The organism is Hyphomonas oceanitis SCH89 (genome assembly GCF_000685295.1).
GTDB lineage: Bacteria > Pseudomonadota > Alphaproteobacteria > Caulobacterales > Hyphomonadaceae > Hyphomonas > Hyphomonas oceanitis.
The window spans coordinates 23,004-33,953 of sequence record NZ_ARYL01000010.1 but is presented as its reverse complement, the minus strand read 5'-3'; the positions used below and the strand labels follow the sequence as shown (position 1 = coordinate 33,953).

General features: G+C 62.7%; 12 protein-coding genes. 5 read left to right on the top strand and 7 right to left on the bottom strand.

What is annotated here, in order from left to right:
- From HOC_RS08020 to HOC_RS08000, 5 genes are all read left to right on the top strand, one after another.
- Window positions 1-321 carry a YbjQ family protein gene (locus tag HOC_RS08020; protein WP_035537336.1) on the top strand — a complete coding sequence of 107 codons (321 nt, stop codon included), beginning with the start codon at window positions 1-3 and terminating at the stop codon, window positions 319-321.
- An 80-nt stretch (window positions 322-401) separates the two neighbouring features.
- A complete protein-coding gene (locus tag HOC_RS08015) occupies window positions 402-1,448 on the top strand; it encodes a sensor histidine kinase (protein ID WP_035537333.1) in 1,047 nt (348 codons plus the stop codon).
- A gap of 60 nt (window positions 1,449-1,508) precedes the next feature.
- Window positions 1,509-2,957, top strand: coding sequence for an amidase (locus HOC_RS08010; protein WP_035537331.1), 1,449 nt, complete (start codon window positions 1,509-1,511; stop codon window positions 2,955-2,957).
- A gap of 82 nt (window positions 2,958-3,039) precedes the next feature.
- On the top strand, window positions 3,040-3,519 hold the full coding sequence (locus HOC_RS08005; protein ID WP_035537328.1) for a YbjN domain-containing protein: 480 nt from the start codon (window positions 3,040-3,042) through the stop codon (window positions 3,517-3,519).
- Window positions 3,519-3,911 (top strand): GFA family protein, encoded by a 393-nt coding sequence (locus HOC_RS08000; RefSeq protein WP_035537326.1) that lies wholly within the window; start codon window positions 3,519-3,521, stop codon window positions 3,909-3,911. Before HOC_RS08005 ends, HOC_RS08000 begins: the two co-directional genes overlap by 1 nt.
- Before the next feature lie 10 nt (window positions 3,912-3,921).
- On the opposite strand, the gene HOC_RS07995 is transcribed toward HOC_RS08000, so the two are convergent.
- From HOC_RS07995 to HOC_RS07965, 7 genes are all read right to left on the bottom strand, one after another.
- Window positions 3,922-4,446 carry a periplasmic heavy metal sensor gene (locus HOC_RS07995; protein ID WP_035537323.1) on the bottom strand — a complete coding sequence of 175 codons (525 nt, stop codon included), beginning with the start codon at window positions 4,444-4,446 and terminating at the stop codon, window positions 3,922-3,924.
- Window positions 4,443-4,883, bottom strand: a complete 441-nt coding sequence (locus tag HOC_RS21135; protein ID WP_051624646.1) for a hypothetical protein — start codon at window positions 4,881-4,883, stop codon at window positions 4,443-4,445. Before HOC_RS21135 ends, HOC_RS07995 begins: the two co-directional genes overlap by 4 nt.
- Window positions 4,880-5,422 (bottom strand): RNA polymerase sigma factor, encoded by a 543-nt coding sequence (locus tag HOC_RS07985; RefSeq protein ID WP_051624645.1) that lies wholly within the window; start codon window positions 5,420-5,422, stop codon window positions 4,880-4,882. Before HOC_RS07985 ends, HOC_RS21135 begins: the two co-directional genes overlap by 4 nt.
- A 164-nt stretch (window positions 5,423-5,586) precedes the next feature.
- Window positions 5,587-6,096, bottom strand: a complete 510-nt coding sequence (locus HOC_RS07980) for an EF-hand domain-containing protein (protein WP_051624644.1) — start codon at window positions 6,094-6,096, stop codon at window positions 5,587-5,589.
- A gap of 56 nt (window positions 6,097-6,152) precedes the next feature.
- Complete coding sequence (locus HOC_RS07975) at window positions 6,153-8,840, bottom strand: bifunctional [glutamine synthetase] adenylyltransferase/[glutamine synthetase]-adenylyl-L-tyrosine phosphorylase (RefSeq protein ID WP_035537321.1); 2,688 nt, start codon at window positions 8,838-8,840, stop codon at window positions 6,153-6,155.
- 3 nt (window positions 8,841-8,843) lie between these two features.
- On the bottom strand, window positions 8,844-10,244 hold the full coding sequence (locus HOC_RS07970; RefSeq protein ID WP_035537319.1) for a HAMP domain-containing sensor histidine kinase: 1,401 nt from the start codon (window positions 10,242-10,244) through the stop codon (window positions 8,844-8,846).
- A 33-nt stretch (window positions 10,245-10,277) separates the two neighbouring features.
- Window positions 10,278-10,949, bottom strand: a complete 672-nt coding sequence (locus HOC_RS07965) for a response regulator transcription factor (protein ID WP_035537317.1) — start codon at window positions 10,947-10,949, stop codon at window positions 10,278-10,280.
- Window position 10,950 lies beyond the last annotated feature (1 nt).

Sequence of the window (10,950 nt, the reverse complement as noted above, 5' to 3'; positions counted from 1 at the left end):
ATGATCGTCTCCACCACTCCCACCATCCAGAACCGCACGATCACTGCCTATAAAGGCATAGTCTGCGGCGAAGTGATTATTGGTGCGCACATCGGAAAAGATATTCTGGCCAGCTTCACCAACATTGTTGGTGGTCGGTCAGATTCTTATGAGCGCACGATCCGGGAGACCCGCGACGGGGCGCTGGATGAAATGATGCGCGACGCTGAACGCCTCGGCGCCAATGCCATTGTAGGCGTCAAATTCGACTATCAGGTCATCGGGCAGTCCGGCTCCATGATGATGGTCGCCGTGTCCGGTACGGCAGTTACTCTGGATTAAGCAGCCCTCATAACAAATGTTATGTACAGCTCGCGCCAGTCTCGAATACAAGAAACGAGGCGGGTGAGGAGCAAGTGTCCATGCCGACACGCAGATCGAGACTGGGCGAACTCGATCTTGTTGATCGTCTTCCCGACGTAATACCTCCCATCCTCATACAAATCGGTTTTGGCCTTATCTGTGTGCTGGCAGCTATCGGTGCCCGCATGGTGGTCAACCTGTTTGCCACGTCAGCGGGGCCGTACTCGCTCATCTATCCGGCTATCCTGATCTCCACGCTATTTGGCCGTTGGCAATCCGGCCTCATCACCTTCGTCGGGGCCTTTGCCTATGCCTGGTATGCTGTCCTGCCCTATCATTATTCCTTTGAGTTTGCTGATCCCGCTGACGGCGCCCGTACCATCGTAAATGGCTCAGCTGCCCTGGTCATCGTTATCTTCGCCGAACTCTTCCGCGCCGCCGTCCGGCGCGCCGTGCTCGAGCGTAATGCCCAGATCCGGACACATGAACTGCTGCTGCGCGAACTGGACCACCGCACCAAGAACAACTTCGCCATGGTGGCCAGCCTGCTGGAAATGCAGCGCCGCCATCACCCCTCGGAAGATGTCCAGGAGGCACTGGCCATTGCCGGATCGCGTGTCCACAGCTTTGCGGCCATTCACAATGCCATTTATAGCGGCGGCGACTATGTCGAGGAAATCAACATGCGCGACTATCTGTCGGCATTGATCCGCCAGCTGTCCGGCGCTCTCTTTCTCAGCGATACGGTCTCCATCACACTTGACTGCGATCCGGCAGACCTTCCGCGAGATACCGCTGTCGCCATTGGTCTCGTCACCAATGAAGTCGTCACCAATGCGGCCAAGCATGCCTTCGCTGAAGGCGACACGGGAACGATCCACGTTACCTTCCGGGCCAGCGAACACCAGCCATGGTGCCTCACCATTACGGATGATGGGCGCGGCACGCCCGGGAACGCCAAGCCCGCCAGCCCCCGCAGCGGCCTCGGCTCACGCCTCATTGATGCCTTTGCCCGCAAGGCTGGCGGCGAACTGCGCACCGATTGGCCGGGCAAGGGCACCCGCGTCACCCTCACACTGTCTGACGAGGACTTCGGCGACACCTAGTCTCTTCCCTTTCGCGTCCTGACGCCCCAGACTGGCAAAAAAGCCGGAGGACGCAAGGCAATGGACGACTACGCAGATTATGACGCGCTGGGCCTTGCCCAACTGGTTCGCACAAAACAGGTCAAGCCATCGGAATTGCTGGACGCCGCCCTTTCCCGTGCAGAGGGCGCGCAAGAACAGCTCAACTGCTTCTCGGCCCTCTTCCCCGACATTGCCCGGCAACAGCTTGAACAGCCCCTCGGCGACGGCCCATTCGCCGGTGTACCCTTCGTTACCAAGGATCTCGCTGTGGACATCAAAGGCGCCCCCATCACGCAGGGCTCCGTCGCCTGGAAAGGGCATGTGGCCGCCGATGACAGCACGCTGGCCGCGCGCTACCGCAAGGCCGGCCTCGTCTTCTTCGGCGCCACAACCTCCCCCGAGTTCGGCCTGACAACGACCACGGAATCCACCCTCTACGGCCAGACACGCAACCCATGGGATACCACCCGCACGTCCGGCGGCTCCTCAGGCGGCGCCGCTGTGGCGGTCGCTTCGGGCGTGCTTCCCCTCGCACAGGCCAGCGATGGCGGCGGCTCAATCCGCATTCCGGCGGCCTGCTGCGGCCTCTTTGGCATGAAACCCTCGCGCGGTCGCATCCCCATGGGCCCCGGCCGTACGGAAGGCTGGAACGGTCTCTCAACGGTCCACGCCCTAAGCCGCAGCGTGCGCGACAACGCCGCCCTGATGGATGCTACGCACGGCCCTGAAGCGGGCAGCCGCTACTACGCGCCAACCCCCGCCCGCCCTTTCCTTTCGGAACTGGACCACGACCCCAAGCCGCTAAAGATCGCCCTATGGCGCACCGCGCCGAATGGCACCAAGCCCGATGCAGATGCAGAAGCCGGCCTCAAATACACCGCCGACCTGCTGGAAAGCCTTGGCCACACCGTCGTCGAAGCGGCCCCGCAAATGGACGGCGAAGCCCTCGGCAAGGCGGCCCTCTTCACGATTTCCGCCTATATCGCCGCCATGATAGACGACCGTGCCAAGGCGCTCGGCCGCCCCGTGCGCGAAGACGAGTTGGAGCCGATCACGTTCTCCATGGCGCAACTCGGCCGCACCGTGCCCATGATCGAACTCGCACACGCCAACAATGCTTTCCAGACCGCCGCGATTGCCTATGAGCGCTTCCTGGATGAGGGCGACTTCGACATGACGCTATCCGCAACGCTCTCCCGTGCCCCCGAAAAGCTCGGCGTCATGGCGCTCACGGCTGATCAGGACAAAATGGGCGCCGCTGTGGCCAGCTTCACGCCGCATTGCCCCGTCTTCAACCAGATGGGCGCGCCCGCCATGACCGTGCCCCTGCACTGGACCGCCCCAACGCCAAACGCGCCATCGGGCCTTCCTATCGGCATGATGTTCGGCGGGCGGTATGGCACGGAAGCACTGCTCTTCGCTCTGGCCGGGCAACTTGAGCGGGCAGCGCCCTGGGCACAGCGCAGACCGCCCGTCTGGGTTGGTTAGGCCACGGCGTATATTGCTCTGCGACCTGAAAATGTGAGACATTTAGCCAAGACCGGACTTTGATTCCTGAAAGGATACCCGCATGCTGAAGTCTCTCGCCCTTGCACTTGCCGCCGCCAGCATGGCTTTCACCGCGTCCGCCGACGCAGGCAATCCTGACGCCGTTGCAGTCATGCTGCGCAATACGGACAGTACTAATGTCGCAATCGAGTGGGTGGATGATACGATTGCCCGCATTGATGCCAGTCGCGATGGCTACAATTATTCCATCCGTATGATGGATTGTAACGCAGAAAAATACTGCGTTTCCAACATGATCTTTGCGACGTTCGACATGGCTGGCTCACCTGCACTTGCTGACTACATGAAGGTCAATGAGTACAATGACAGCTACCCGTTCGGCAGGGCTTTTCTGATCGGCCAGCCGGATGAAGACGGTTATGTCATCGGTGTCGACTATACGTTCATGACGTCCGATGAGAACATGCTCGGCAAGGAGGAAGTGGACCTGTTCTTCGTCATCCTGGATTCATTCGTGACGCATATGCAGGAAGAAGGCTGATGCCTTTGCGCAGGCATGCAGGTGGCTGCCATTGCGGCGCTGTCCGCTTCGAGGTCGACCTGCCTGATGCCTTCGAGGTCGAGGATTGCAATTGCTCGATCTGTGCCATGAGCGGCAACATACATGTCATTGTTCCCGCCACGCGTTTCCGTCTGCTAAGCGGTCAGGACATGCTGACGAAGTACACATTCAACACGGGCGGCGCCAAGCACCTTTTCTGCAGCAAGTGTGGCATCAAGAGCTTCTACATACCGCGTTCAAACCCGGACGGTTTTGCCGTGACATGGCGCTGCCTGGATGACTGGCAGTCACTGGACGTAACCATCAACAGGTTCGACGGGCAGAACTGGGAAGCCAATGCGGGCGCACTTGCGCACAAATCACAAGGCTGAAGCGTCCCTATCAATCCTCATCCGGCGGCGGGCCATGCGGGCCACCATCATCATCGCGCATACGCATCCTGCGACGGCCGCGATCATCACCCGGTTCGCGTGACAGCATTTCAGCCAGCGACTTGCGCTGCGCGAGAGTAAGGTCGCCCATCCTGTGAGCCAGCGACTCCTGGATTGTGGCGTGCACGGTCTCATCAGCAATGCGCAGGCTCGCAAACGCCTTGCGCACAGCTTCGGCATCATAGGGGTCAATCTGCAGCGCCTCGCCAAGTTGCTTGCGTACGACGCGCCGGTCTTCCACTTCCTTTTCGGCAGAGCGGAAAGACTCCATCATCATCTTGCGAACGACCATGCGGTCTTCCTGGCTCGCGCCTTCCAGCATGGGCGGACGCGGGCCGTCGCCGCCATCTGGGCCGCGCCCGTGCATAGGCGAGCGCAGCGCCATGCCGATCAGCAGGCCAACCAGCAACAGGTTGGTCATAACAGAAAGCGTCAGCCAGAAAGGGATCCGGCGGGTTGGACGGGTCTCGCTCATTGAGCGGCCTCCTGCGTGTAAGTCGTATCAAAGCCCAGCGCGGCATAGACGAGCGTATCGACGGGGTCTTCAGTGGTGCCTGTCGGGGCAGTTTGGGCCGTTCCGAGTCCAATCGCGAGCCCAATGGCGAGCGAAGCCAGCGCACCAATAGCGGGCCAGCGGGGCATGGCGGCAAACCAGCTCCGGCGCTCGGCCCGTGCACGCGGCGCACTGTCGATCAGGGCAGCCGTCAGCGCAGCCGAAGGCATCACCTCCGGCATGCCGCCCAGAAGCACATCCATGTCGCGCGCCGCTTTCAGCTCCGCTGCAAAGCGTTCAGGCGCCTCGGCAAGAAGGGCCTTGGCAGCGTCGCGCTCGCTTTCCGGATAGGCATTGGCATCCGCGCCCCAGGCTTCGATCAGTTCGATCAGCCGTGCATCGGTCATTGTCTGCGTCATGCCTCACTCCTCTCCATCAATACGGCCCGCAGCGCTCTTCGCGCGCGTGCCAGTAAGCTCTCCAGCGCTTCCACGCTGATTTCCATTATGTCCGCCGCTTCGGCCTGAGAATGGTCCTGCAGCGCACACAGCGTCAAGGCAGCGGCCTGGCGCTCCGGCAATGCGGCGATAGCGGCTTCCACCGCTTTCACACGCTCTGCCTGGTCGAGCGCATCGTCAGGCCGCAAGGCCATGTCCACCTGCTCCGGCGGTTCAGCCATGGTCGCTTCGCGGCGCTTGCGCAGCCGGTCATAGCAAAGGTTCAGTGCCACCCGGTGCAGCCAGGTCGAAAACTTCGCCCGTGGTTCCCAGTCCGGCAGGGCCTTCCAGGCCCGGATGAATGTTTCCTGCGTCACGTCTTCAGCCTCCCCCCGGTCGCCCAGCATGCGCGTGGCAAGCGCCAGCACAGCGGGGCTGTAGCGATTGACCAGCGCCGAAACCGCCTGCCGTTCGCCGGCAGCCGCACGCGTGATCTGGTCAAGGTCTGATGAGAACGCCACGAAACCGTGTCTATCCTGCGATGCGGCAAAGTGGAAACGCCTTCACCACAGGTAGGCAATGAAAAGCGGGTGGCCAGGCGAGCCGGACGCAAGTGAGTCTGCGATGCAAGGAAAGGAATTCGCATATCATGCCTCCGGCCCGCCTGGCTGTCCGTTAGCCCGGCCTATTCAGCGTCTGGCGTTTCAGGCGGTGCACCGTCTCCGCGATGACCCCATTTGCCGCGATGGTCTTTCATCTTGGCGCGGGCCGCTTCACGTTCTTCCTCCGTCACAGTGCCATCACCATCGGTGTCCATGCGTTCCATGCCGCGCATGGGCCGGGTCTCGAATTCAGCCTTGCTGATCTTGCCATTGCTGTCAGTATCGAGCTTGGCAAACATGGCTTGCTGGCGTTCGGCCTTGCGCTTGGCTTCCATGGCTTCATGGTGCGCATTCATTTCGGCCAGTGTCAGCGAGCCGTCCTTGTTAGCGTCGGCCTCGGCAAAGATCTTGGCCTGAAAGGCTTCAACTTCTGCTTTTGAGATGTCGCCATCGCCGTTGGCATCCACGGCTTTCATATGTTCGCCGCGCATGCCGCCATGACGGTCACCACCGCGTTCGGCCTGTGCGGCCAGCGGCATGGCAACAACCAGTGCGACTGATCCAAGAAGTGCTGCGAGTGTTATACGTTTCATGAGGTATTCCTCCGTTATCGTGATTAACCCATCACACGTTCAACGGAGGTCGGTCGCTAATCCGTCGCGACCAGGTGCAGTTTCCTTACAGCAATCTCATGAACCTTGGCTTTCAGGTCCGCGAGCCGCGCCTCCAGCGATGCGAAATCCTCGGCGCCAACAGCGCGGCACAGCCTGTCTTTCAGCCCGTCCGGAATCTCGTCCGCTTCCATGTCGCTGCCTATCGCAAGGCGCTGAACCTGTTGCAGTGCCTGCAGGTAAGCCAGGGCCTCCTCCAGCACGCCATAGTCCGCATCGGGCTTGGCGGCACTGTCAGGAATACCCTTCAGGGCGTCCTCAACGTTTGGCCAGATGCACTCCGGCCGGCCTGCCATCAGCATGGCTTCCTGTACGATGAACTCGATATCGATCAGGCCGCCCTGTTCGGTTTTCAGGTCCCAGAGGCCCTTGCCCGGCTTTTCCTTGTAGAGCCGTATCCGCATGTCGGACACATCCTGCGCAATCTGCCCGGAATCCTTCTCTGCCCGCGCCGCAATCGCCGCCTTGGCCATCGTCAGCACACTTGCGCCCAGCCCGGCATCGCCAGCCACGAAGCGTAGCCGCGTCAGCGCCATATGTTCCCAGGTCCAGGCCTCGTCATTCTGGTAGCGCTCGAAGGCCGACAGGCTCACGGCCACTGGCCCGCCCCGCCCTGATGGCCTGAGGCGCATGTCGACTTCATACAGCGCGCCTTCCGCCGTCGGTGCCGTCAGCGCCGTTATCAGGCGCTGCGTCACACGCGTGAACCAGCTTTGCGCCTCCAGCGAGGGAGCGTCATAGATCACGATGATGTCGAGGTCAGAACCCGCCGTCAGTTCGGAACCTCCCAGCTTGCCCATGGCAAACACGCCCCATGTGCCCGGCGCATCGCCGTAGCGGCGCACGGTCTCGACTTCAGCGGCAGAGGCCATCTGCCGGATCGTCTCATCGGCCAGACGCGACCAGTGAACCGCCGCATCGGAGGCATTGATAAGTCCGTGCAGCAGGCGGTGCCCGATCAGGAAACTCTGCTCGCGATGATACCGGCGCCAGTCATCCAAGGCGGCATCGAAATTCGTTGCCGCATCCGCGCGCGGGGGCACAGGCGCATCGCCGCTCACCAGTGCCTCCAGCAGATCCGGCCGGCGCGACAGGATTTCCGCAAGGCGCGGCGCCAGCGCCAGCGTCGCCACCAGATCGTCCAGCAGGTCCGGCTTGGCGAGCAGCATGGACAGTGTCTGCACCCCGGAGGAAAGCCCGCTGAAGAAGCGCGAGAACCAGCGGAACGCCTCGTCCGGTTCGCCTGTCTCGCCCATCGCAGTCAGCATGCGTGGCAGGATCGCCGTCAGCAATTCGCGCCCGCGTACCGTACGTGTCGCCGGCACATTGCCCCGGTGCCAGTTGCGGATCGTGCCGATCGCGCGGCTCGGGTCGGTAAAGCCCAGCCCATCCAGCGTCCGCACGGTTTCCGGGTCGTCATCCACACCCGTGAACACGAGGTTGCCGATGTCGCTGGCGTCGTCCTGCTGGCCTTCATGCGCGAAGAGGCCGTCATAGGCTTCCTGCACCAGCTGCCGCGACTCCAGGAGGTCCCGGTCGAAATCGGCAAGCGAGTCATAGCCGCACAGCGCCGCGACGCCTTCGCGTTCAGTTACATCAGCAGGGATTGTATGGGTCTGCTCGTCATGGCGCATCTGGATGCGGTGTTCGACATTGCGCAGCGCTTTGTAGGCGACTGACAGCGCCTCAGCCGTGCCGCCGGTCACAATGCCCGCATCCCGCAGCGCCGCCATGGCGCCCAGCGTGGAATTGTCCCGCAGGGCGGGATGACGCCCGCCGAGGATCAGCTGCTGCGTTTGAACGAAGAACTCGATCTCGCGAATGCCGCCCGGGCCCAGCTTGATATCCGGCGCCGGGTTCTCCAGCCCTTTGGCGCCGATCTTGGTATTGATCATGCGCTTGATCGCCTGGATGTCGTCAATCGCCCAATAGTCGAGATTGCGCCGCCAGACATAGTGGCTCATCCGCTGGATAAAGCGCGCCGCCGCCGCACTATCGCCCGCCGCCGCACGAGCCTTGATCCAGACCATCCGTTCCCAGTTCTGGCCGACGCTCTCGTAATAGACGTCCGCCATATGGGTCGATACGGCAAGCGGCGTCGAAGAGGGGTCTGGCCTCAGGCGCAGGTCCGTCCGGAAGACATATCCATCGGCCGTAATCTCATCGAGCAGCCTGACCACATCCCGCATCACGCGCTGGGCTGTCTCGCCCGGCGTGCGGTCCCCGCCGTCAAAGCTGTCCGGCTCGTAGAAGGCCGCGATGTCGATATCGCTGGAATAATTGAGTTCAAATGCGCCCATCTTGCCGAGCGCAAAAATGAAGATGCCCGTGTCGGTCAGGCCCCGGCTTCCCAGCGCCACACGCAAGGCGGCCCGAACCGACGCTGTCGCCAGCTCTGTCAGCGCCGCCGTCACCTGCATCACGTCGCGCTGGCCCGACAGGTCGTCGGCCGCCAGCGACAGGTGCACCGCCGCCTTGGCCTTGCGCAGCACGCGCATGGCGTCCTCAATGGGCGTATCCGCCGGCAGGCCGGTCACATCCGCCAGTGCATCCTCGAAACTGCGCGCCTCGGTCCGTTCCGACAGGCGCCGCAGATAGGGCGCATTCGCCAGCGCTGCGGCCAGCGCAGCCTCAGGCGTGGCGGCAAGAGGGCGTATCTTCAGCATGGATCAGGCCCTCGGCAGACGCAGGACCGCCTTCAGGCCGGGACGTTCCGGCGGGCCGCCCGCATCCTGCAGCATCAAGCGGCCGCCATGCATGTCAGCCACAGAATCGACCAGCGACAGGCCAAGGCCCGAGCCCGGCTGCGTGCGCGCGGAATCGAGCCGCTGGAACCGCTGGACCACGAGCGCCCGCGCCGCCTCTGGCACGCCCGGCCCCGAATCCACGACGGTCAGGTCTATTGTCCCGTCCGGCCCGCGCTGCACGGTGAATGAGATCGCCCCGCCGGCCGGCGTATATTTCACGGCATTATCGAGCATATTGGCCAGCGCCTGCCCGATCAGGTCGCGGTCGCCAAGGATCATCATGTGCCGCGCGATCTGGCTCTTGAAGGAAAGCTCGGCCTCTTCACAGGCTGGATCGAAAAGTTCCGCCAGCTCTTCGGCCAGTTCGCTGACATCCATGCGCACCCGTTCGCCCTCGGCGCCCGCTTCAAGGCGCGCCAGACGAAGGATGGCGTTGAACGTGGCCAGCACGCGGTCAACTTCCTCAACCGTCTCGCTGAGCGTCGCATTCGCAGCGTCCTGCGACAGCGGCTGCGACAGCGCGATCTCCAGCCGGTTGCGCAGGCGCGACAGCGGCGAGCGCAGGTCGTGTGCGATGGCATTGCCCGTGTTGCGGGTGGCATCCACCAGCTTCTCGATCTGGTCGAGCATGGCATTGATGCGCTGGCCCAGCCGGTCGAACTCATCGCCCGAGCCGCGCACCGGCACGCGTCGCCCCAGCTCGCCGCCCATCACCGCTTCCGCCGTCCGGGCCAGGTCATCCGCCCGGCTCGCCGCGCCGCGCGAACTCAGCACGCCGCCCAGCAGCGACAGGAACAGGCCAATCGGCGCCGCAATGAAGATGGCCCGCTGGATACGCCCCACGATGGCCGTCTGCTGCGCCGTGTCGAAGGCCACCAACAGCGCCCCGCCATTGTCGCGCAGGCGAACGAACTTGCCCGCCGCCGAGCGCACGATGACAGAGCCATCCGGCTCAGGCTGGTCAAAATCGAAATAGACGGTCTTGGAATCGGCTTCCGGTGGCGCGACGGGCATGCGCCCGAAATGCCCGGCAATCTTCCGGCCGGACGAGTCCTCCAGATAATAAAAATAGGTCGAGCCCGTGCGCGTCATGCGCTCCAGCACGGACTGGCTCAGCCGTTCCATGCCGCCCGTAAAATACGCGTTGCCCAGCTGCTCGAACTCAAGGTCGAGCCGCCGGTCGGATTCGTTGCGGATATAGTACACCGTCGAATAATAGAGATAGACCAGCAATGCGGCCGAGAACGCCGCAAACATGGCGCTGTAAAGCAGCGCCAGTTTGAACGTCGTCGTACGCAGGAAGGTCGGCAAGCCGAGTTTCATGACTCGCCTCGTGCCAGTCTGTGGGCGGGCCGTCTAGCCCTGCAAACGATAGCCAGCGCCGCGAACAGTGTGCAGCAGGGGCTCATCGAACTCCTTGTCGATCTTCGCGCGCAGGCGCGAGATGTGCACGTCGATCACGTTGGTCTGGGGGTCGAAATTATAGTCCCAGACCTTTTCGAGCAGCATCGTGCGGGTCACGACCTGTCCGGCATGGCGCATAAGGTATTCGAGCAGGCGGAATTCGCGCGGCTGAAGATCGATCTTTTTGCCGGCACGGGTCACCTTGCGGCTGAGCAGGTTCATCTCCAGGTCGCCGGCCTTCAGCGCGGTAACCTGTGGCTCACCCGCTTGACGACGGCCGAGGGCCTCGACACGCGCCGCCAGTTCGGACGGGGCAAAGGGCTTGGACAGATAGTCGTCCGCCCCGGCCTTCAGGCCTTGGACGCGGTTCTGCACATCACCCAGCGCCGAGAGGAAGAGGGCCGGCGTTGTGCCGCCGGCCTCCCGGTATTCCTTGAGCAGGGTCAGACCATCCTTGGCGGGCAGCATGCGATCCACAACCAGCGCATCGAAATCGGTCGACCGGGCCAATTCGAGACCGCGCTCACCATCAATCGCCTTGTCGACGCTATGGCCTGCTTCCAGCAGCACCTTTTCGATGAAGTTCGCCATCTCGGCATCATCTTCAATGACCAGTACGCGCATA